This is a genomic window from Tardiphaga sp. 172_B4_N1_3 (assembly GCF_052076035.1).
GTDB lineage: Bacteria > Pseudomonadota > Alphaproteobacteria > Rhizobiales > Xanthobacteraceae > Tardiphaga > Tardiphaga robiniae.
This window is the reverse complement of sequence record NZ_CP197238.1, coordinates 2,272,537-2,292,147: the sequence shown is the minus strand read 5'-3', so window position 1 is coordinate 2,292,147 and position 19,611 is coordinate 2,272,537. Positions and strand designations below refer to the sequence as shown.

Sequence of the window (19,611 nt, the reverse complement as noted above, 5' to 3'; positions counted from 1 at the left end):
TATTTGACTGAAACGAGAACACGTCACATCATTGCTGACTGAATATCAGGAACGATGTTGCGATGGACGGACGACTTTTGACCGGCGTGACCGTGCTGGATGCTGTGATCGCAGGTGGAGGTTTCTCGCGGGCGGCAGAGGCGCTGGGTATGTCGGCATCCGGCGTCAGTCACGCGGTCGCGCGGCTGGAGGCCCGGCTCGGCGTAAGGTTGCTAGACCGCACGACGCGTTCGATCGCGCTCACCGATGAGGGGCGCCGGTTTTACGAGCGGGTGCGGCCGTCGCTGGAGGAGATCGAGGAGGCGGCAGTCGATGCCTCCGGCGCTTCGGCTCGGGTGCGAGGTCGGCTCCGGGTCAATATCGATCCATTCTTCTCACGCCTGGTGCTGGCCGGTCATCTCGGTGGTTTTCTCGCGACATATCCTGAATTGGCACTGGAGACGATCACCCGCGAACACGTCGGCGATCTGGTGGCGGATGGTGTTGATGTGGCTGTGCGGTTCGGAGAGCCACTCGGCGCATCTCTTATCTCGCGCAAGCTTGCGGACATTCAGGTGCTGACCGTTGCGTCACCGCGCTATCTGAAACGCCATGGCCGACCGCAGGCGCCACTGGATTTGTTGAAGCACCAATGCATCGATTTTCGCGATCCGCAGACCGGTCGCCCCTACGACTGGGAGTTTCATCGCAAGGGCAAGGTCCTTCCTGTCAGGATCTCAAGCCGGCTGGTATTGAGCGATGCGGGGACCATGCTGACGGAGTGCCTGGCGGGGACGGGGATTTGCCAGGTGCTGGTTGCCGTGAAGGATCAACTCGCGAAAGGCAGCCTGGTCAACCTGTTTCCGGATTGGGCCGACGAGACGTTTCCGCTCTACGCGCTATATCCGTCGCGGCATCATCCGCCGGCGAAGGTGCGCGCCTTCATCGATTTTGTGTCGCGAACGGTTCGCTGACTTACTGCGCCAGATCCGCCTTCACCCGCGCAAACACTGCACGGAACATCTCGGGCGTCAGTACGCGCGTGTTCGTGTTGTAGCGCGAGCAGTGATAGCTGTCGTAGAGCTTGAAGCGGCCGACATCGTGAACGGCGCCGTGCGCAAAAGGCGCTGTCACGGCGCGAATGCCGAGCGTCCTCAGCACCGTGTCATGGGCGACGCGGCCCAGCAGCACGATAGCGCGCAATCGCGGCATGGTGTCCATCGTGGCGATCAGAAACGGCCGGCAGGTGGTGATCTCGACGGGCAGTGGCTTGTTCTGGGGTGGCACGCAGCGCACGGCATTGGTGATCCGGCAATCCTGCAGCATTAACCCGTCATCAGGGCGTGCTTCATAGGTGCCGGAGGCAAAGCCGAAATCGAGCAAGGTCTCGTAGAGCAGATCGCCGGCATAGTCGCCGGTAAAGGGACGCCCGGTACGATTGGCGCCCTGCACGCCGGGGGCGAGGCCCACGATCAGGAGGGCAGCATCGGACATGCCGAACGACGGCACGGGTCCGTTGTAGCCGTCGGGGTCGCGCTCGCGCACCTCCAGCCGGTACTCGACGAGGCGGGGGCACAGGGGACAATCGCGCCCGGGATCGGTGGAAGTGCCAGCGGAAATCGCGGTTGCGACCACCGCCGGCTGTTGTCTGCTGAGTTGGGTCTTAGTCTTCGAAATCTTCATCGCCTCGTGGCGCCATGGTGGTCGCGCGCTGCAGGAATTGCGGCGTCTGGTGACGCGGTTCGCGCGGAGCAGGGCGCTCTGCCGGATCGCGGCCGAGCTTGCTCTGCAGCTCCATGAGATCGGTAAACACGTCTGCCTGCCGGCGCAACTCGTCGGCGATCATGGGGGGCTGGCTTGAGATGGTGGACACCACGGTGACGCGGACACCGCGACGCTGCACGGCTTCGACCAGGGAGCGGAAGTCGCCATCGCCCGAGAACAGCACGATCTGGTCGACATGTTCGGCCAGTTCCATGGCATCGACGGCGAGCTCGATGTCCATATTCCCTTTCACCTTGCGTCGGCCGGACGCATCGATGAATTCCTTGGTGGCCTTGGTTACCACCGTATAGCCGTTGTAATCGAGCCAATCGATCAGCGGCCGAATCGACGAGTATTCCTGATCCTCGATGATGGCGGTGTAATAGAAGGCCCGGACGAGGGTCCCGCGGCTCTGAAATTCCTTGAGGAGGCGCTTGTAGTCGATATCGAAACCGAGGGTCTTGGCGGTGGCGTACAGGTTGGCGCCGTCGATGAAGAGTGCGATCTTGTTAGATGTGAGGGACATCAAGTTTTCTCATGTGGTTTGTTGTTGTTAGCGTTTTTGGCGCGACTTCGTCGTTGCGCATTTGAATCACATTTGTCGTCCGCTCTTCGTCGGATCGGCTTTATTGACGCCACGCAATCAGCTGGTCTGGAACTGCCCGAATATGCCGATCCATCTTCCCTTGCAATGAAGCCTTTTGGTGTCGAGATATTCGCTTCTGGCCAGATGGTGCCACCGCTTCTGCGGTCTTTTTGAGGGTACCATAGTGCGGCAGAAAACCAAGCCAAGAAGGACGCAATTCCAAATTGGTCCTTGCGAATGCCGCAAAGCCCCTATACCTACGGGACTTAATCATCATATTCGGTCCCACAACAAACGGAGCGACATTTTATGGCGCGCGTAACCGTCGAAGATTGCATCGATAAGGTCGACAACCGGTTCGACCTGGTGTTGCTGGCAGCACACCGGGCACGAATGATCTCGTCCGGTTCACAACTTACGATTGATCGCGACAACGACAAGAATCCCGTTGTTTCGCTGCGCGAAATCGCTGATCAGACCATTTCCCCGGAAGATCTCCGTGAGGAACTGGTCCATTCGCTGCAGAAGTTCGTGGAAGTGGACGAGCCAGAGCCGGATACGATTCCGCTGATCGGCTCCGCCGGCGCCAGCGTCGATGCCGACGATACCGAAGTGGCTGTCGAGCGCATGACCGAAGAAGAGCTCCTCAAGGGTCTCGAAGGCCTCGCTCCGCCGGAAGAGCAGCCCGAAGAAGACGAGTAAAGCGATACACACGGTCTTTTGCTTAACCGTTTTGATTATCAGTCATCACAAAGGCCCGGACATGCGTCCGGGCCTTTGCTTTTGCAGTCCGTTTCGGGGCAAACTTAAAGTGAAGAATCCAGGTCGCTGCTGACCGGATCGAACGAGGCTAGGATGGCGACTTCGCGCCGTAATAAACGGCAGATGCAGGCTGCGAACGACACGGTCGCCGCGGTCTCGCCAGTTTCGCCTGAAGCGCTGTCTGCAGAGACGCCAATTCCGGCCAAGGTGCCGCGGACCTCCCGTGTCCGGATGATGCGGCAATACGATCTGGTGGACCGCGTCCGGGCCTATAACCCGAACACCGATGAGGATCTGCTCAACCGCGCCTATGTCTATGCCATGGTCGCCCATGGCGAGCAGACACGGGCCTCCGGCGATCCGTATTTCTCCCATCCGCTGGAAGTGGCGGCGATCCTCACCGACCTGAAGCTCGACGACGCCACCATCGTAGCAGCGCTGCTGCACGACACGATCGAGGACACCGAGGCCACCCGGACCGAAATCGACAAGCTGTTCGGCGCCGAAATCGGCGCGCTGGTCGAGGGCCTGACCAAGCTGAAGCGGCTCGAATTGGTGTCGCGCGAAGCCAAACAGGCCGAGAACCTGCGCAAGCTGCTGCTGGCGATCGCCGACGACGTCCGGGTCCTGCTGATCAAGCTGGCCGACCGTCTGCACAATATGCGGACGATGGAGTTCATGCCGCCGGCCTCGCGCCGCCGCATCGCCGAGGAGACCCTCGACATCTATGCGCCGCTCGCCGGCCGCATGGGTATGCAGACGATGCGCGAGGAGCTCGAGGAACTGTCGTTCAAGGTGCTCGATCCCGACGCCTATCTGGTGGTGATGCAGCGCTTGGACTCGTTGACCGAGCGCAATCGCAACCTCATCGACATGATCGAGAGTCATCTCTCCACGAAGCTGGAGAAGAACGGCATCACGGCGCGGGTCACCGGCCGACGCAAGAAGCCGTTTTCGATCTGGACCAAGATGAAGCGCAAGTCGGTGGGGTTCGAGCAGCTGTCGGACATTTACGGCTTCCGCGTTGTGCTGCAGGACATGGAGGCGTGCTACCGCGCACTTGGGGTCGTGCACACCACCTGGCCCGTCGTGCCGGGCCGCTTCAAGGATTACATCTCGACGCCGAAGCAGAACGATTATCGCTCGATCCACACCACGGTGATCGGCCCCGGCAACCAGCGCGTCGAACTGCAGATCCGCACCGAGGACATGAACAGCATCGCCGAATACGGCATCGCCGCGCATGCGTTCTACAAGGATGGCATCGGCTCGCCGACCGAAATGCTCAAGCGCGAATCCAACGCGTTCTCGTGGCTGCGCCATACCATCGGCATTCTCTCGGAGAGCACCAATCCGGAAGAATTCCTCGAGCATACCAAGCTCGAACTGTTCCACGACCAGGTGTTCTGCTTCACCCCGAAGGGCAAGCTGATCGCGCTGCCGCGCAATGCCAATGTGGTCGACTTCGCTTATGCCGTGCATACCGACGTCGGCAACAGTGCGGTGGGTTGCAAGATCAACGGCAAATTCGCGCCGCTGTCGTCCGAGCTGCAAAATGGCGACGAAGTCGAAGTGCTGACTTCGGCCGCACAGCAGGCGCCGCCATCCGCATGGGAAGGCCTGGCGGTCACTGGCAAAGCGCGCGCTGCCATTCGCCGTGCGACGCGAACAGCGGTGCGTGATCAATATGCCAGCCTTGGCCGCCGGATCGTCGAGCGCCTGTTCGTGCGTGCGAAGATGGAATATTCGGACGACCAGTTGAAGGGGGCGCTGCCGCGTCTGGCGCGCACGTCTATCGACGATGTGATGGCCTCGGTCGGCCGCGGCGAATTGCGCGCCGCGGACGTCGCGCGTGCGATGTATCCCGACTACAAGGAAGAGCGCATCGGCCGCTTTTCGGCCAACAACAAGAAGTCGACGGCGGACAAGGTCAGAACGCCGGATGGCGCGGCACGCTTCACCTCGATCATCTCGATCGGTGGCGTCGATTCCGATCTGCCAATTAAATTCGCTCCGAACGGTGGCGCGGTGCCGGGCGACCGCATCGTCGGCATCGTTACGCCGGGCGAGGGCATCACGATCTATCCGATCCAGTCACCGGCGCTGAAGGATTTTGAGGAAGAGCCGGAGCGCTGGGTCGACGTGCGCTGGGATATCGATGAATCCTCGCCGCAGCGTTTCCCGGCCAGACTCTTTTTGCAGAATGTCAACGAGCCCGGCAGTCTGGCGCAGATCGCCCAGGTGATCGCCGACCATGACGGCAATATCGACAATATCAGCATGCATCGACGCTCGCCCGATTTCACCGAACAGACCATCGATCTTGGGGTCTACGACCTCAAGCATCTCAGCGCGATCATCAATCAGTTGCGCGCCAAGGCTGTTGTCGCCAAGGTCGAGCGGGTCAATGGGTAGCGTCTTCCCTTAAGGTTTTCTGGAATTCCGTCATGTCCTCATCCTCGTTACGCCTCGGCGTCAACATCGATCACGTCGCGACCCTGCGCAACGCGCGGGGCGGCAAGCACCCGGATCCGGTCCGCGCTGCGCTGGAAGCCATTTCGGCAGGGGCCGACGGCATCACTGCGCATTTGCGCGAGGATCGTCGCCATATTCGTGACGCGGACATGGAGCGACTGAAGGCGGAGATCTCCAAGCCGCTGAATTTCGAAATGGCGGCGACGCCGGACATGGTGCGGATCGCGCTGGCGGTGAAGCCTCATGCCGTCTGCCTGGTGCCGGAGCGGCGTGAGGAGCTGACCACCGAAGGCGGCCTCGACGTGGTCGGCCAGCGTGAATCGCTGGAGCCATCAATTGCGCGCTTCACCGAAGCCGGCGTGCGGGTGTCACTGTTCATTGCGGCTGATCCCAAGCAGATCGAAATGGCCGCTAAACTAAAGGCCCCCGTGATCGAACTCCACACGGGCGCTTGGTGCGACGCGATCACCGATGGTGATACGGCCAAGGCCGCCAACGAGTGGCAGCGCATTGCCGCCGGCGCCAGGCTGGCGAAATCCGCAGGCCTGGAAGTGCATGCCGGCCATGGCCTCGACTATGCGACCGCCGAGACGATCTCGGCGCTGCCCGAAATCATGGAGCTGAACATCGGCTACTATATGATCGGCGAGGCACTGTTCATCGGCCTGTCCGATACGGTGCGTCTGATGCGCGCGGCGATGGATCGCGGGCGGATGCGGTCCAAGAGCGCCTCATGATCATCGGCATCGGTTCCGATCTGATCGACATTACGCGCGTCGCCAAGGTGATCGAACGCCATGGCGATCGCTTCCTCGATCGCATCTTCACCGAGGCCGAGCGGGCGAGGGCACAGCGCCGCGCCAAGAGCGAGAGAATGGTGGTCGCGACCTATGCCAAGCGTTTTGCTGCCAAGGAGGCCATGTCCAAGGCGCTGGGCACCGGCATCCGTCAGGGAGTCTGGTGGCGGGATATGGGCGTCGTCAATCTGCCCGGTGGCAAACCCTCCATGAAGCTCACCGGCGGTGCGCTGGCCCGGCTGCAGGCCCTGATACCGCCCGGCCACGAGGCCCAGATCGATCTGTCGATCACGGACGATTGGCCCCTGGCGCAGGCTTTCGTCATAATTTCGGCCGTCCCTTCGCCCAAGTCTTGAGCCAAGTCCTGATGGCGAGCCGAGAGGCGCGCCGGAAGCGGCGAGACGGCCGACCGGTACGTCAAACTGGCGGGAAATAGCGGCTTTTCGGGGCGGTTCATTGCACCGTTACCAACAACCGTTTAAACCTGCGAGGACACCGAACCGACGCCAATTCTCGCTGACGCCGCTCATGGCATTTGCAGGACTTTGCCGTAATTATATGAATCTAATGCATTTTTCGTGCGAGGCGCGACGCCGCCTTGCCCCAAAATGCGCTACCAGCCGCGCGGCGACGCTGCGGGAATCGGGAAAGCGATGAGTGTGACATCCGGGACCAAGACTGAAAGCGGCGTCGGCGAGACCATCCGTGTTGTCATCAACGCACTGCTGATCGCGCTGGTGATCCGGACCTTCCTGTTCCAGCCCTTCAATATCCCGTCGGGCTCGATGAAGGCCACACTTCTGGTCGGCGATTACCTGTTCGTCTCGAAATATTCCTACGGCTACAGCCACTATTCGATCCCGCTGTCGCCGAATATCTTCTCCGGCCGCGTCTTCGGTTCCGAGCCGTCGCGCGGTGACGTCGTGGTGTTCCGTCTGCCGAAGGACGACTCCACCGACTACATCAAGCGCGTGATCGGTCTGCCCGGTGACCGCGTCCAGATGAAAGAGGGGCTGCTCTACATCAACGAGAAGCCCGTGCAGCGCGAGCGTATGAGCGACTTCGTCGGCGAAGATCCGTGCGGTTCCGACGCCACGGCGCGCGTCAAGCGCTGGAAGGAAACGCTGCCCAATAACGTCACCTATGAGACGCTCGATTGCGTCGACAACGGCTTCTACGACAACACCAATGTCTACACCGTGCCGCCTGGCAATTTCTTCATGATGGGCGACAACCGCGACAATTCGACGGACAGCCGCGTGCTGTCGGCCGTCGGCTATGTGCCGTTCGAGAATCTCGTCGGTCGCGCGCAGATGATCTTCTTCTCGATCGCCGAAGGCGAACACGCTTGGCAGATCTGGCGCTGGCCGACCGCCGTACGCTGGAATCGAATTTTCTCTATCGTGCGATGACCGACGACTCCAACAATCCCATCGAGACCGCGCCGAAGACCGACGAAGTTAGCTCGACGACCGAGGCTACGCCGGAGACGGCTGCTGCCCGGAAGAAGAAGGCACGCGCAGCGGCGAAGGTCGCCGCAGCCGAGATCGAAACGCGCATCGGCCACAGCTTCAAGGATCCGTTGCTGCTGGCGACAGCCTTCACCCATGTGTCGGCCCTGAAGTCGCAGCGCAGCCGGACCGAGAGCTACCAGCGTCTCGAATTTCTCGGCGACCACGTACTTGGCCTCGTGGTCTCCGACATGCTGTTTCGCGCTTTCCCGAATGCGGATGAAGGCGAGTTGTCGAAGCGGCTCGCCGACCTCGTCCGCAAGGAAGCATGCGCCGATGTCGCGCGGCTGTTGGGTCTTCTCGAGGGTATCAAGCTCGGCACCGTCGGCGCGGGTGCCGGTCAGCGGTTACGCAAGTCCGTGCTCGGCGATATCTGCGAAGCCGTGATCGGCGCGATCTTCCTCGATGGCGGCTATCCGGCTGCGGAAAGTTTCGTGCAGCGCAATTGGACCGAGCGCATGCGCAAGCCGGTGCGTCCGCTGCGCGATCCCAAGACGGTGCTGCAGGAATGGGCCCAGGGCCGCGGTCTGCCGACACCGGCCTATCGCGAGGTCGAACGCTCCGGTCCGCACCACGATCCGCATTTCAAGATCGAGGTGGATGTGAAGGGGTTTGCGCCGGCCGAAGGCGAGGGCGGCAGCAAGCGCGCCGCCGAGAAGGCCGCGGCGCAGGCGATGATCGCGCGTGAAGGCGTCAGCAGTGGCGGCAATGAAGGATGATGTCGTGAACGATGCTGAACCAGACCATGAGTCCGCAGGGACACCTACCGAGACCCGCTGCGGCTTTGTCGCGCTGATCGGTGCGCCCAATGTTGGCAAGTCGACGCTGGTCAATGCGCTGGTCGGCTCCAAAGTCACCATCGTCTCGCGCAAGGTGCAGACCACGCGCGCACTGATCCGCGGCATTGTGATCGAGAACCACGCCCAGATCATCCTGGTCGATACGCCCGGCATCTTCCTGCCGAAGCGGCGTCTCGACCGAGCGATGGTCAAGACAGCATGGAGCGGTGCGCATGATGCCGACGTTGTCTGCGTGCTGCTCGATGCCAAAGCGGGCATCAACGAGGAAGCCGAGGCGATCTTCGCGCAGCTTGCGAGTGTCAATCACCCGAAGATCCTCGTGATCAACAAGGTCGACATCGTCTCGAAGGAAAAGCTGCTGAAGCTGGCGCAGATGGCCAACGAGCGCCTGAAGTTCGAAGAGACCTTCATGATTTCGGCGATGACCGGCGACGGTGTCGATGACCTGCGCCGCAGGTTGGCAGCCGACGTTCCCGCCGGCCCGTATCATTATCCCGAAGACCAGATGTCGGATGCGCCGATGCGGCATCTCGCGGCGGAAATCACCCGCGAGAAGATCTTTCGTCAGTTGCATCAGGAACTGCCGTACCAGTCGACGGTGGAGACCGATAGCTGGACCGAGCGCAAGGACAAGTCGGTGCGGATCGAGCAGACGATTTTCGTCGAGCGCGAAAGCCAGCGCAAGATCGTGCTCGGCAAGGGTGGTGCGACGATCAAGCAGATCGGTGCGGACTCGCGCAGGGAGCTGACCGAGATCGTGGGCGCGCCCGTGCATCTGTTCCTGTTCGTGAAGGTGCGCGAAAACTGGGGCGACGATCCCAATCGTTATCGCGAAATGGGCCTCGAATTTCCTCACGAGTGATCGAGGAGCGATGATGGAAGTGCAGCCGACAAGATGACCGCTCCCGCCAACCTTCCGAAGAACGTCTTCTATTTCGAAGTCCTGCTCTACATGTCGCTGATCCTCGACGCGCTGTCGATCGCGTTCCAGGACCGCACGCCTGACCTTGCGATGTCCGAGAGCACCATCATGGCGGCGAATCTGGTCGCCGCCTGCATGCTGTTGTTCTTCGTCTGGCTCGTGTGGCTCGCCGCCTATCGCCGCAAGGGCTGGCCGCGCTGGGTGCTGGTGGTGTCGCTGGCCTTCTCGGTATTGTCGCTGTTTCAGGTGCTTGGCCTGTACGGACTGCAGTTCGACAGTGCGATCGAGATCGTGTCATGCATCCTGACCGGGCTCGGACTATATTGCGCCTTCACCGGCGACGCGAAAACGTGGTTCAAGGCCTGATCGCATTTACTGCGGCGGCTGCCGAATTCCTGTAAACTGCCCCCATGGAATGGACGGACGAGGGCATCATCCTTGGCGTGCGGCGGCATGGCGAATCCAGTGCCATCGTCGAATTGCTGACGCGTAGCCATGGTCGTCATCTCGGCCTGGTGCGCGGTGGTGCGGGGTCAAAGATGCGACCGCTGCTGCAACCCGGCAATAGCGTGCAGGCGATATGGCGGGCGCGGCTGGACGAACAGCTCGGCTATTACCTGATGGAAGGCACGTTGATGCGTGCCGCGGCGCTGCTGGGTTCGTCCCATGCGGTCTACGGCATCACCCATCTCGCCTCGCTGGCGCGGTTGCTGCCGGAGCGCGATCCGCATGAAGACATCTACGAGACGCTGGAGCGCATCCTGGATGACTTCGATGATGTCGGCGAAGCCGCGCTCCATGTGATCCGGTTTGAGCTGGCGATGTTGACCGAACTCGGCTTCGGCCTCGATCTGGAGAATTGCGCGGCCACCGGCGTGACCTCTGACCTGATTTACGTGTCACCCAAATCTGGCAACGCAGTGTCCCGGACCGCGGGTGAACCGTATCGCGACCGGCTGATGCGGCTGCCGTCATTCCTGCGCGAGAGTGAAGACGGCCAAAACAGCATCTCCGACCGCGACCTGCAGGACGGCTTCGACCTGACCGGGCGCTTTCTGCTCCGCAACGTGCTGGAACCGCGCGGGCAGGGCCATTCCGACGCGCGCGAAGGGTTCATCAACGCGGTGACGCGGCACCTCGCGCGAATCTCATCGTCCTGAGGCAAGTTCGACATTGGCGAATGCCGGATTCGCGTCTATGTTCCGTGCGTTGACGGGTTGATAGGAAGATATCGCATCCAGATGCTGGTTCGTCTGACCAGAGTACAGCGACTAAGGGCAGGGTGGTTCGTCGCCTTGGCCTATTTGTTGTGCGTGCTGGCGCCGACAATCTCCTTTGCCTTGCCGGGACAGCACCCGGTCGCGCCGTGCCTGACTGGCGAAAGTCATATGACCGGCATGGTTCATGTTAATAGCAGCGCGTCTGCGCACATGCATGGGGATGGTCACGCGCACGATCATTCTGTCGCGCACGCATCAGCCGCACACTCTGCAGCCGCACATGCTGATGGCGACCACGCATTGACGGCGATCGACGATGCCTCGGGTCCGCACAAGGTCCCGCACTCACCGAATGGTCCATGCTGCGGCCTGATGTGTGTCTCCGCGCTGCCGGCACCGCTGACTGACATCGTGACCCCTTCGGTGCCGACGGTCCTTCGTGTCACCGAAGGCTATCGCGCGGTCACCGACAGTGCGCCCGCCCGGCTCTACCGCCCTCCCATTTCCTGATCTGATCGTATCGACGCGGTGCCGCGCCCGCTAAGGGCACGCGCACCTGTGATCCATCGTCATTTCAGGAAAATAACATGCTTGCGCAGCTTGGGGCGAAGCTCGCCGCCGTTTGTTCGGTGGTCGGGAAGCGATTCGATATCAGATTTGGAATCCTCGCAGTGATGACCGCTGCCAGTATGGCGCTCGGTGGCTGCATGCCAGTGACCGCACCGTTGGCTGGCGCCGACCCGGCAGATCCCGGCACCAAGGTCGCTGGTGTCGGCTATCGCTCCACCGTGGCTCCTTACAGCAGCCTTCGGCCGGTTGCCCCGTCGTCATGGCGCGAGCAGAACGACCGTGTCGCTCCTGTGCCGAAATCTGGCCGGTAGGGGCACGTCATGTTCAACAGGCATCACAAGTCACGCACGCATGCGCGCCAATTCGGTTCAAGGTCTGCAGCCGGCATTACGCTGCTATCGACGCTGTTGCTGGTGGGATGTGCATCGTTCTCGCCGGATCGCGGTATGGGCGTCATCGCCGGGGTCGCGAGCGAGACCATCAACAAGGACGTGATGGCGATCCGGACGCCGGATGACGCACAACGTGCCGATGCGACCGTCAAAGCCCTGCTGCGACGACCGCTGACAGTCGACAGCGCAGTCCAGATCGCGTTGCTCGGCAATCGCGGCCTGCAGGCTGCGTATAATGAACTGGCGCTTGCGGAAACGGATCTCGTCGGCGACAGCCTGCCGCCCAATCCGACATTCTCGATCTCGCGCATTTCCGGGAATGGCGCGCTGGAGATCGAGCGACAGGTCGTCGGCGATATTCTCGCGCTGGCGACACTGCCGTTCCGCTCCGAGATCGCCCGTCAGCGATTCCAGAAGGCGCAATTGCGTGCCGCAGAAGAGACGCTGCGGCTTGCCGCGGACGTCAGACGTACCTACTACCGCGCCGTCGCTGCCAACGAACTTGTCGGCCTGCTAACGGACGCCAAGTCGACGGCGGAAGCCACAGCGCAACTCGCGCAGAAGCTGGGCGAGACCGGGTCGCTGAACAAGCTCGATCAAGCCCGCGAGCAGGTATTCTACGCGGAGACGACCGCCGATCTCGCAACGCTCCGCCAGGAGGCCACGAGTTCGCGCGAGCGCTTGATCCGTCTGCTCGGTCTCTGGGACATCGACATCGGCATCAGGCTGCCGCAGAAGCTGCCGGGTCTGCCGCGTCAGCCGCTGTCGCTGCCAGGGATCGAAGTCGATGCCATCGCACATCGTATTGACCTGCAGATTGCGCGCATTGAACTGGCCGCACTCGCCCGGTCGCTCAATCTGACCGAAGCAAGCCGGTTCGTGACGTTGCTCGACGTCGCCGGCATCGACCGTAAGACGCGTGATCCGGAGGGGCCGCCGTTCCGCGAGCGCGGCTTCGACGTGCAGTTTCAGATTCCGATTTTTGACGGTGGTGAAGTGCGCGTTCGACAGGAGGCGGAGACTTACAATCAGGCCTTCAACCTGTTGACCGAGAAGGCGGTGAATATCCGCTCCGAGGCGCGCGATGCCTTCAGGGTCTATCGCTCGACCTACGATGTCGCCGGTCACTACCAGCGCGAGGTGTTGCCGCTGCGCAAGATCATCTCGGAGGAGATGCAATTGCGCTTCAGCAGCATGCAGGTCGATGTATTCGCGCTGCTGACCGAGGCCCGTCAACGTATCGCAGCTTTGCGCGCCGCCATCGAGGCCAAGCGCAATTTCTGGCTCGCGCAGTCTGAACTGCAGACCGCGATCAATGGCGGCGGCCGCGGCGAACCATCATCCGAAACGAGATCCGCGACGGCCGTGCAGGCGTCCAGCGGAGGAGGGCACTGAAATGGAGAAAACCATGTTGTCCCGGCGAAACTTTCTCGGCACCACCACGGCGCTTGCCAGTGCGGCTGCGGTCACCGGCCGCGTGCAGGCCGCGAATATTCCCGAAGCGCCCATGATGGACAAGGTAACGATGCAGCCACCGCTGCATCCGCCGAGCGGGTCCGACTACAATCCGGTGGTTACGCTCAACGGCTGGACATTGCCGTGGCGTATGAATGGCGACTGGAAGGAATTCCATCTGGTCGCCGAGCCCGTCGAGCGCGAATTTGCGGACGGCATGAAAGCCTATCTGTGGGGCTACAACGGCCAGTCGCCGGGGCCGACGATCGAAACTGTCGAAGGCGACAAGGTTCGCATCTTCGTCACCAACAAGCTGCCGGAACATACGACCGTGCATTGGCACGGCGTGATCCTGCCGAGTGGCATGGACGGCGTCGGCGGCCTGAGCCAGCCGCATATTAAGCCCGGCAAGACCTTCGTCTACGAATTCGAGATGAAGCACAGTGGTACGTTCATGTATCACCCGCATTCGGACGAGATGGTTCAGATGGCGATGGGCATGATGGGGATGATGGTCGTGCATCCTCGCGACAACAGCTTCCGGCCCGTCGATCGCGATTTCGTCTTCATCATGAGCAGCTATCTCATCGATCCCGGCACCTATCTGCCGAAGGTCAACGAGATGACCGACTTCAATATGTGGGCGTGGAACAGCCGCGTCTTTCCCGGCATCGATCCGTTGCCGGTTCGTCTCGGCGATCGCGTGCGGATACGCGTCGGCAATCTCACGATGACCAACCATCCGATCCATCTGCATGGCCACAAGTTCGCGGTCAGTTGTACCGATGGCGGATGGGCGCCTGACAGCGCGCAATGGCCAGAAGTCACCACTGACGTGCCGGTAGGCGCGATCCGGGCATTCGACTTTGTCGCCGACAATCCCGGCGATTGGGCGTTCCACTGCCACAAGTCGCATCACACCATGAATGCGATGGGGCACGACGTCAGAAACCTGATCGGCGTCTCCAAAAAGGATCTGACGAAGGCAGTCGGCAAGCTCGCGCCGGATGCGATGGTGATGGGATCCACGGGCGGTGCCATGGGCGAGATGGAGATGCCGATGCCTGACAACACTCTGCCGATGATGACGGGATCAGGTCAGTTCGGTCCGATCGAGATGGGCGGCATGTTCAGCATCATGAAGGTGCGGGACGGACTCGCGCGCGACGATTACCGCGATCCGGGTCCTTACGATTTCCCGAAGGGCACGGTGGCCTATGAGATCGAAGCACCGCAGAGCGAAGCTCCACGACAGACGGGCGTGAAGGACAAAACCATCAAAGGCCAGGGATCGAAGCCGATGGACATGAAGAAGGGCATGAAAATGAAGGGAATGTAGGGCCAGGACTGCACATCGTCATCACAGACAACAATCAACACGGAAAACTGAAATGAACGAGACTCGAAAATACATTGGTCGCGGCGTCATGCTGGCCGCGATGGCTTACTCGGCCGCTGCTGTGGCCCACGACAAGCACGGAGGATATTCGGCCGGCGAACCCGGCGATCCCAAGAAGCCGGCGCGGGAGATCGTCGTCAGCATGAACGAGATGGATTATTCGCCTGCGGTCGTTGAGGTGAAGCGCGGCGAGCAGATTCGCTTCGTCATACGTAACGTGGGGACAGAAGCACATGAGTTCCTGCTGGCGACCACGGCAGAAAATCTGAAGCATGGCGAAGCGATGAAGAAAAATCCCGACATGGAGCATGACGAGCCCAATGGCCTGCGTCTTGCCGCCAAGAAGTCCGGGGAAGTCCTGTGGAAGTTCTCGAAGGCAGGGACGTTCGAATATTCATGCCTGATCCCGACGCATCGTGAATTGGGGATGACCGGCAAGGTCATCGTGAAATAGCGCGATGCAAACAGCTCAAGTTCACGCAAAGGACTGCACTATGAAGACCAATGGATCTGTCGCGCTTGTCGCGTTTGTTGCGCTCTCAATGTTCTGCGTCGCGGGTTACGCGCAGGATGCTGCGGTGCGCGGAGAAGTGAAGAAGATCGATGAAGCGGCAGGCAAGATCACGCTGAAGCACGGTCCGATCAAGAGCCTCGATATGGACGAGGGCATGACCATGGTCTTTCGCGTGAAAGACCCGGCGATGCTGAAATCGGTCAAGGTGGGCGACAAGGTGAAGTTCGATGCCGGTCGCGTCGATGGTCAGATCGTCGTGACCTCCATCCAGAAATCCAAATAGCCGCGGGAAGATGGCGTCTAGGCTGAGCCTGGAACCGCCATCTATCCCATCGCCTAATGGCTGACGAAATGACGTGGGCGGCCTCTCCCCGGGGCAAGGGCGCCCCGATATCGATGGAACTTGATCGGTGGCGCGTGATTCATTTCTTGCCCGATTCGCCGGGAGGCGCTAACCCCTCGCCATGGGAAAAAGACTGATTCCGCCGGAGCCGGCTGAAATTCACGAAGTGCAGCTGCGGGACGCGCTCGAGGAGCGCTATCTCGCTTACGCGCTCTCCACGATCATGCACCGGGCGCTGCCGGATGCGCGGGACGGCCTCAAGCCGGTGCACCGCCGCATCCTCTATGGCATGCGCCTGCTGCGGCTCGATCCGGGTACGCCGTTCAAGAAATCCGCCAAGATCGTCGGCGACGTGATGGGCTCGTTCCATCCGCATGGCGACCAGTCGATCTATGACGCGCTGGTGCGCCTCGCGCAGGATTTCTCGTCGCGCTACCCGCTGGTCGACGGCCAGGGCAATTTCGGCAATATCGACGGCGATAGCGCGGCAGCCTATCGTTATACCGAAGCCCGCATGACCGATGTTGCGCGGCTGCTGCTCGAAGGCATCGACGAAGACGCGGTCGAGCTGCGCCCGAATTACGACGGCCAGACCAAGGAGCCGGCCGTGCTGCCGGGCGGTTTCCCGAACCTGTTGGCCAATGGCGCGCAGGGCATCGCGGTCGGCATGGCCACCTCGATCCCGCCGCACAACGTCGCCGAGCTCTGCGACGCCGCGCTGCATCTGATCGACAAGCCCGACGCCAAATCGAAATCGCTGATGCGCTGGGTGAAGGGGCCGGACTTCCCGACCGGCGGCATCATCGTCGATTCCAAGGAAAGCATTGCCGAGGCCTATATGACCGGGCGCGGCTCGTTCCGCACCCGCGCCAAGTGGCATGTAGAAGAGGGCGCCCGCGGCGCCTGGAATGTCGTGGTCACCGAAATTCCATGGCTGGTGCAGAAGTCGCGTCTGATCGAGAAGATCGCCGAGCTCTTGAACGACAAGAAGCTGCCGCTGATCGGTGACATCCGCGACGAGTCCGCCGAAGACATCCGCGTCGTCATCGAGCCGAAGACGCGCAATGTCGATGCCGGCCTGGTGATGGAGTCGCTGTTCAAGCTCACCGAGCTTGAGAGCAAGATTCCGCTAAATCTCAACGTGCTGGTGAAGGGGCGCATCCCCAAGGTGCTCGGCCTTGCCGAGTGTCTGCGCGAATGGCTCGACCATCTGCGCGACGTGCTGCTGCGCCGCTCCAACTTCCGCAAGAACCAGATCGAACATCGGCTGGAAGTGCTCGGTGGTTACCTGATCGCCTATCTCAATATCGATGAAGTCATTCGGATCATCCGCACCGAGGATGAGCCGAAGCCGGCTTTGATGAAGGCGTTCAGCCTCACCGAATTGCAGGCCGAGTCGATCCTGAACATGCGGCTGCGCAGCTTGCGCAAGCTCGAAGAATTCGAGATCAGGAAAGAAGACAAGGAGCTCCGCGCGGAGCTCAAGGGCATCAACGCGATCCTGAAGTCCGAGACCGAGCAGTGGGCAAAAGTCGGCGAGCAGGTCCGCAAGGTGCGCGATATCTTCGGACCAAAGACGCCGCTCGGCAAACGCCGCACGGTGTTCGCCGATGCGCCGGAGCACGATCTCGCAGCGCTCGAAGAGTCGCTGGTCGAGCGCGAGCCCGTTACGGTGGTGATTTCGGAGAAGGGCTGGGTCCGCACGCTGAAGGGCCAGGTCGCAGATCTCTCCAACCTGACCTTCAAGACCGACGACAAGCTCGACAAGGCGTTCTTCGCCGAGACCACGTCGAAGCTGATGCTGCTGGCCACCAATGGACGGTTCTATTCGCTCGACGTGTCGAAGCTGCCGGGCGGTCGCGGCCATGGCGAGCCGATCCGCCTGTTCATCGACATGGAAGGCGATGCCGCCATCGTTTCGATGTTCGTGCATAAGGGCGGCCGCAAGTTCCTGATTGCTAGCCATGACGGTCAGGGCTTCCTCGTCAATGAGGACGACTGCGTCGGCACTACCCGCAAGGGCAAGCAGGTGCTGAATGTCGAGATGCCGAATGAAGCTCGGGCGCTGACGGTGGTCGGCGAAGGCAACGATCAGGTCGCGGTCATCGGCACCAACCACAAGATGGTGATCTTCCCGCTCGATCAGGTGCCCGAAATGGCGCGTGGCCGCGGCGTGCGTCTGCAGAAATACACCAGCGCCGGTCTGTCGGATGTTGCCACTTTCGTGGCCAAGGAAGGCCTGACCTGGAAGGATTCGTCCGATCGCGAGCATCGTCTGACCTGGAAGGAACTGGCGGACTGGCGCGGTAACCGTGCGGACGCGGGCCGTCTCGCGACCGGTCTGCCGAAGTCGAACAGGTTCGGCCGGGTGATCGAGTAACCTCGCGCGTTATGACGGTCACCATCTTCCACAATCCCTCCTGCGGGACATCGCGCAATACGCTCGCGATGATCCGACAGAGTGGGATTGAGCCGGTGGTGATCGACTATCTCAAGATGCCGCCGGATCGCGCCCGGCTAGTCGCGCTCATCGGCGCCATGGGCGGAGGCGTTCGGGCGCTGTTACGTGAGAAGGAAAGTGTCTATGGCGAGCTTGGGCTTGCTGATCCCTAGCTCGGCGATGACGCACTGATCGACGCGATCATCGCGCATCCGATCCTGATGAACCGACCCATCGTCGAGACGCCGAAGAGCACGCGATTGTGCCGGCCGGCAGATGTGGTGCTGGAGCTGCTCTAGGGGTCCAACTCGCCGATCAAACGACGGCCTCATCCTGAGGAGCCGCGCTCTTGTGCGGCGTCTCGAAGGATGGCGGCAAGGTTGGTGTCAACGAGCCCATGGTTCGAGACGAGTGCAAAAGGCGCGCTCCTCACAATGAGGGCTGCAGATCTCGGCGCCAGATGGGCCGCGGCAACTACGTCACCGGCGCGAACTTGAACAGCTTCTCTGGGTTGGTCACCAGCAGTTTGCGTTGAACCGCAGGATCCGGCGCGTAAAGCGGGATCAGATCCACCAGCGTGCCGTCATTGGGCATGATCTTGACATTCGGATGCGGCCAGTCGGTGCCCCACAACACGCGGTCCGGCGCATTGTCGATCAACTGCTTTGCGAACGGCACGGAGTCATGGAATGGCGCTGCGCCAGCCGAGGCGCGTTCGAGACCTGTAATTTTCATCCAGCACTTATCGTCGCTGGCCTGCAGATCGAGCAGTGCCTTGAATTCGGGATCGTCGAGGCCCTTGGCGGCGCTGATCGTCCCCACGTGATCGATCACGTAAGTCACCGGGAGCGCTTTCAGGATCGGCACGAACTCACGGACTGTGCCGGCTTCGAGATAAATGTCCACATGCCAGCCGATGGCGGCGACGCGGTCGACCAGCGTACGGAAGACCTTCATGTCGCCGACGCCGCCAAGTCGTTTGAGGAAGGCGAAGCGGCAGGCGCGGATGCCGCCTGTGTCGAGCGCCATGAGATCGGCTTCCGACATGCTGTTGTTCACATTGGCGACGCCCCTGTACCTGCCGCCGCTCTGCGCGATCGCGTCGATCACCACGCGGTTGTCAAACCCATGGACGGTCGCATTGACGATGACGGCGCGTTCGACGCCGATCGCTTCATGCAGCTTGCGAAACATCTCAAGCGGAGCATCAGGCGGCGAGTAGGGGCGCTTGGGCGAGAAAGGATACACCGCGGCAGGGCCAAAGATGTGTGTATGTGTATCGACGCTTCCGGCGGGCGCGCGAAATTTTGGAGGAATTGTATTGAGATCGGGGCCGGCAATGGTGGGGATTGCGGGTTCGTCGGCAGCCCGCGCTATTCGGCTTCCAATCAGATTTGTGAGGCCAAGTGATGCCATAGCGGCCAGAACGTCACGTCGGTGCATTTAATCTCCTTGCGTCTGCATGCGCTGCGGCATGCACCAGACGTGAATCATCGGTGCATGTGTCGCCGTAGAGCGGCACCTGAAAATTTGTTGGCTGTCGAAACGATATATGTCTCTGCGGGAATGCGAGCAGCGCTCATGGCCGGATGATGAATCTCTGCAGCGTTTCACTCTTAAAGTTATTTGTTGGAATCCAGAGCGCGCATGACGTGCAACGGAAACAGACCGCATCAAAACTA

20 protein-coding genes and 1 pseudogene are annotated in these 19,611 nt (G+C 61.2%); 18 read left to right on the top strand and 3 right to left on the bottom strand.

The window, feature by feature from the left end; translation table 11 throughout:
- Positions 1-62: 62 nt before the first annotated feature.
- The gene (locus AB7783_RS10700; protein WP_441277603.1) at positions 63-953 is read left to right on the top strand and encodes a LysR family transcriptional regulator; all 891 of its coding nucleotides are present in this window, start codon (positions 63-65) and stop codon (positions 951-953) included.
- A 1-nt stretch (position 954) separates the two neighbouring features.
- Here AB7783_RS10700 and AB7783_RS10695 read toward each other — a convergent pair whose 3' ends face one another.
- The gene (locus AB7783_RS10695; RefSeq protein WP_441277602.1) at positions 955-1,662 is read right to left on the bottom strand and encodes a uracil-DNA glycosylase; all 708 of its coding nucleotides are present in this window, start codon (positions 1,660-1,662) and stop codon (positions 955-957) included.
- A complete protein-coding gene (locus AB7783_RS10690) occupies positions 1,643-2,269 on the bottom strand; it encodes a LabA-like NYN domain-containing protein (RefSeq protein WP_068732474.1) in 627 nt (208 codons plus the stop codon). The genes AB7783_RS10695 and AB7783_RS10690 overlap by 20 nt, the downstream gene beginning before the upstream one ends.
- 369 nt (positions 2,270-2,638) lie before the next feature.
- Here AB7783_RS10690 and rpoZ point away from each other — a divergent pair, with 369 nt between their 5' ends.
- The 17 genes and pseudogenes from rpoZ to arsC all read left to right on the top strand — a co-directional run bounded on the left by rpoZ (position 2,639) and on the right by arsC (position 18,228).
- Complete coding sequence (gene rpoZ / locus AB7783_RS10685) at positions 2,639-3,031, top strand: DNA-directed RNA polymerase subunit omega (protein ID WP_068732476.1); 393 nt, start codon at positions 2,639-2,641, stop codon at positions 3,029-3,031.
- A 153-nt stretch (positions 3,032-3,184) separates the two neighbouring features.
- Entirely contained in the window at positions 3,185-5,506 is a 2,322-nt protein-coding gene (locus AB7783_RS10680) for a RelA/SpoT family protein (RefSeq protein WP_441277601.1), read from the top strand.
- 32 nt (positions 5,507-5,538) lie between these two features.
- Positions 5,539-6,303: a pyridoxine 5'-phosphate synthase gene (locus AB7783_RS10675; protein WP_441277600.1), complete on the top strand. Its 765-nt coding sequence runs from the start codon at positions 5,539-5,541 to the stop codon at positions 6,301-6,303.
- On the top strand, positions 6,300-6,719 hold the full coding sequence (gene acpS, locus AB7783_RS10670; RefSeq protein ID WP_089263816.1) for a holo-ACP synthase: 420 nt from the start codon (positions 6,300-6,302) through the stop codon (positions 6,717-6,719). The genes AB7783_RS10675 and acpS overlap by 4 nt, the downstream gene beginning before the upstream one ends.
- A gap of 297 nt (positions 6,720-7,016) precedes the next feature.
- The gene (gene lepB, locus AB7783_RS10665; RefSeq protein WP_089264616.1) at positions 7,017-7,775 is read left to right on the top strand and encodes a signal peptidase I; all 759 of its coding nucleotides are present in this window, start codon (positions 7,017-7,019) and stop codon (positions 7,773-7,775) included.
- A complete protein-coding gene (gene rnc, locus AB7783_RS10660) occupies positions 7,772-8,593 on the top strand; it encodes a ribonuclease III (protein ID WP_089263817.1) in 822 nt (273 codons plus the stop codon). The genes lepB and rnc overlap by 4 nt, the downstream gene beginning before the upstream one ends.
- Positions 8,583-9,536 carry a GTPase Era gene (gene era / locus AB7783_RS10655; protein WP_175368495.1) on the top strand — a complete coding sequence of 318 codons (954 nt, stop codon included), beginning with the start codon at positions 8,583-8,585 and terminating at the stop codon, positions 9,534-9,536. The genes rnc and era overlap by 11 nt, the downstream gene beginning before the upstream one ends.
- 33 nt (positions 9,537-9,569) lie before the next feature.
- Positions 9,570-9,962 carry a hypothetical protein gene (locus AB7783_RS10650; RefSeq protein ID WP_089263819.1) on the top strand — a complete coding sequence of 131 codons (393 nt, stop codon included), beginning with the start codon at positions 9,570-9,572 and terminating at the stop codon, positions 9,960-9,962.
- 44 nt (positions 9,963-10,006) lie between these two features.
- Positions 10,007-10,756 carry a DNA repair protein RecO gene (recO, locus tag AB7783_RS10645; protein ID WP_441229934.1) on the top strand — a complete coding sequence of 250 codons (750 nt, stop codon included), beginning with the start codon at positions 10,007-10,009 and terminating at the stop codon, positions 10,754-10,756.
- Positions 10,757-10,837: 81 nt separating this feature from the next.
- Positions 10,838-11,326 carry a hypothetical protein gene (locus AB7783_RS10640; RefSeq protein ID WP_441277599.1) on the top strand — a complete coding sequence of 163 codons (489 nt, stop codon included), beginning with the start codon at positions 10,838-10,840 and terminating at the stop codon, positions 11,324-11,326.
- Positions 11,327-11,403: 77 nt separating this feature from the next.
- Positions 11,404-11,697, top strand: a complete 294-nt coding sequence (locus AB7783_RS10635) for a hypothetical protein (protein ID WP_441277598.1) — start codon at positions 11,404-11,406, stop codon at positions 11,695-11,697.
- A gap of 9 nt (positions 11,698-11,706) precedes the next feature.
- Entirely contained in the window at positions 11,707-13,173 is a 1,467-nt protein-coding gene (locus tag AB7783_RS10630; RefSeq protein WP_441277597.1) for a TolC family protein, read from the top strand.
- Positions 13,174-13,186: 13 nt separating this feature from the next.
- Positions 13,187-14,572, top strand: coding sequence for a multicopper oxidase family protein (locus tag AB7783_RS10625; RefSeq protein WP_441277596.1), 1,386 nt, complete (start codon positions 13,187-13,189; stop codon positions 14,570-14,572).
- Positions 14,573-14,624: 52 nt separating this feature from the next.
- Positions 14,625-15,086, top strand: a complete 462-nt coding sequence (locus AB7783_RS10620) for a cupredoxin domain-containing protein (protein WP_441277595.1) — start codon at positions 14,625-14,627, stop codon at positions 15,084-15,086.
- Positions 15,087-15,174: 88 nt separating this feature from the next.
- Positions 15,175-15,429, top strand: a complete 255-nt coding sequence (locus AB7783_RS10615) for a copper-binding protein (RefSeq protein ID WP_244528470.1) — start codon at positions 15,175-15,177, stop codon at positions 15,427-15,429.
- 181 nt (positions 15,430-15,610) lie between these two features.
- On the top strand, positions 15,611-17,869 hold the full coding sequence (gene parC, locus AB7783_RS10610; protein ID WP_441277594.1) for a DNA topoisomerase IV subunit A: 2,259 nt from the start codon (positions 15,611-15,613) through the stop codon (positions 17,867-17,869).
- 11 nt (positions 17,870-17,880) lie between these two features.
- Positions 17,881-18,228 (top strand): annotated as a pseudogene (gene arsC, locus AB7783_RS10605) (arsenate reductase (glutaredoxin)).
- 175 nt (positions 18,229-18,403) lie between these two features.
- On the opposite strand, the gene AB7783_RS10600 reads toward arsC, so the two are convergent.
- Entirely contained in the window at positions 18,404-19,372 is a 969-nt protein-coding gene (locus tag AB7783_RS10600; RefSeq protein ID WP_441277593.1) for an amidohydrolase family protein, read from the bottom strand.
- Between the last annotated feature and the right edge of the window lie 239 nt (positions 19,373-19,611).

Coding starts and splice junctions, on each gene's coding strand:
- AB7783_RS10675 (WP_441277600.1), top strand. CDS start 5,539: ATGTCCTCATCCTCGTTACGCCTCGGCGTCAACATCGATCACGTCGCG.
- AB7783_RS10695 (WP_441277602.1), bottom strand. CDS start 1,662: ATGAAGATTTCGAAGACTAAGACCCAACTCAGCAGACAACAGCCGGCG.
- era (WP_175368495.1), top strand. CDS start 8,583: ATGAAGGATGATGTCGTGAACGATGCTGAACCAGACCATGAGTCCGCA.
- AB7783_RS10640 (WP_441277599.1), top strand. CDS start 10,838: ATGCTGGTTCGTCTGACCAGAGTACAGCGACTAAGGGCAGGGTGGTTC.
- AB7783_RS10650 (WP_089263819.1), top strand. CDS start 9,570: ATGACCGCTCCCGCCAACCTTCCGAAGAACGTCTTCTATTTCGAAGTC.
- AB7783_RS10680 (WP_441277601.1), top strand. CDS start 3,185: ATGGCGACTTCGCGCCGTAATAAACGGCAGATGCAGGCTGCGAACGAC.
- AB7783_RS10690 (WP_068732474.1), bottom strand. CDS start 2,269: ATGTCCCTCACATCTAACAAGATCGCACTCTTCATCGACGGCGCCAAC.
- AB7783_RS10620 (WP_441277595.1), top strand. CDS start 14,625: ATGAACGAGACTCGAAAATACATTGGTCGCGGCGTCATGCTGGCCGCG.
- rnc (WP_089263817.1), top strand. CDS start 7,772: ATGACCGACGACTCCAACAATCCCATCGAGACCGCGCCGAAGACCGAC.
- recO (WP_441229934.1), top strand. CDS start 10,007: ATGGAATGGACGGACGAGGGCATCATCCTTGGCGTGCGGCGGCATGGC.
- AB7783_RS10625 (WP_441277596.1), top strand. CDS start 13,187: ATGTTGTCCCGGCGAAACTTTCTCGGCACCACCACGGCGCTTGCCAGT.
- parC (WP_441277594.1), top strand. CDS start 15,611: ATGGGAAAAAGACTGATTCCGCCGGAGCCGGCTGAAATTCACGAAGTG.
- AB7783_RS10600 (WP_441277593.1), bottom strand. CDS start 19,372: ATGCACCGACGTGACGTTCTGGCCGCTATGGCATCACTTGGCCTCACA.
- AB7783_RS10635 (WP_441277598.1), top strand. CDS start 11,404: ATGCTTGCGCAGCTTGGGGCGAAGCTCGCCGCCGTTTGTTCGGTGGTC.
- rpoZ (WP_068732476.1), top strand. CDS start 2,639: ATGGCGCGCGTAACCGTCGAAGATTGCATCGATAAGGTCGACAACCGG.
- acpS (WP_089263816.1), top strand. CDS start 6,300: ATGATCATCGGCATCGGTTCCGATCTGATCGACATTACGCGCGTCGCC.
- AB7783_RS10615 (WP_244528470.1), top strand. CDS start 15,175: ATGTTCTGCGTCGCGGGTTACGCGCAGGATGCTGCGGTGCGCGGAGAA.
- lepB (WP_089264616.1), top strand. CDS start 7,017: ATGAGTGTGACATCCGGGACCAAGACTGAAAGCGGCGTCGGCGAGACC.
- AB7783_RS10700 (WP_441277603.1), top strand. CDS start 63: ATGGACGGACGACTTTTGACCGGCGTGACCGTGCTGGATGCTGTGATC.
- AB7783_RS10630 (WP_441277597.1), top strand. CDS start 11,707: ATGTTCAACAGGCATCACAAGTCACGCACGCATGCGCGCCAATTCGGT.